Genomic DNA, 1040 nt, shown 5'->3' with positions numbered 1-1040 from the left:
AGCGAATACCGAGACCAGCACCCTCAGCAGCGCCCTCAATCAGACCGGGAATATCGGCAATAACAAAGCCACGATGACGATCCACCGCCACCACGCCCAAATTTGGAACCAAAGTAGTAAATGGATAATCAGCCACCTTTGGCCGAGCCTGGGATACGGCACGAATAAACGTAGACTTGCCCGCATTGGGCATACCGAGCAGGCCTACATCGGCAATCACCTTAAGCTCAAGGCGCAGGTCCCGCCGCTCGCCTTCAGAACCCGGACTGGTCTGTCTCGGCGCACGATTAACGCTGGATTTGTAACGGGTATTCCCCAACCCGTGGAAGCCACCCTGGGCGACCTTGACACGCTCACCAACATGGGTCAGATCGCAGATAACTTCTTCCGTCTCGTTATCCACAACCGTAGTACCCACCGGCACTTTCAGCTCGACATCCGCACCTTTGGCACCGGTACAGTTACGGCCACGACCGGGCTCACCGTTCTGTGCCTGGTAGTGCTTCTGGTAGCGGTAATCCACCAGGGTATTCAGGTCGTTGTCAGCAATCACATAGATGCTGCCACCATCACCACCATCGCCACCATCGGGGCCACCTTTTTCAATAAATTTTTCACGGCGAAAGCTCAGGCAGCCATTACCACCTTTACCTGCCTGAACCGTGATTGTCGCTTCATCTACAAACTTCATTGCGCCACTCTCCTGCAACCATCATTGCAGCGTAACCAGTCATCTGCCAATGCCTGCAGATAAACCCTTAATAGATTTCAGGGCTTACCTGTAGGCACTGTCCGGTCAATAGATAAACAAAAGCCCCGCGATAGCGGGGCTTTCAGGGTGAGCCGTCAGCAATCATCAGATAATCACTGGCAGCCCGAACGCCATTATGCAGCAGCTACGCTGACATACTTGCGCTTTTTAGGACCCTTCACTTCAAACACGACTTTACCGTCGGCCTTGGCGAACAGGGTATGGTCCTTACCGATGCCTACGTTAGCACCAGCGTGGAACTTGGTACCACGCTGACGAACGATGATGG

2 protein-coding genes are annotated in these 1040 nt (G+C 53.8%); both read right to left on the bottom strand.

What is annotated here, in order from left to right; translation table 11 throughout:
* Positions 1 to 691 (bottom strand): GTPase ObgE (gene obgE, locus KDK13_RS15225; RefSeq protein WP_257285826.1); only part of this gene is annotated, 691 nt, incomplete at its 3' end.
* A 194-nt stretch (positions 692 to 885) separates the two neighbouring features.
* Positions 886 to 1040 (bottom strand): 50S ribosomal protein L27 (locus KDK13_RS15220; protein WP_257285827.1); only part of this gene is annotated, 155 nt, incomplete at its 5' end.

The sequence above is a fragment of the Endozoicomonas sp. SESOKO1 genome, assembly GCF_024606265.1.
In the GTDB taxonomy this organism is placed as follows: Bacteria; Pseudomonadota; Gammaproteobacteria; order Pseudomonadales; family Endozoicomonadaceae; genus Endozoicomonas.
The sequence above is the reverse complement of the archived record's forward strand: the minus strand, read 5'-3'. Positions and strand labels throughout refer to the sequence as shown.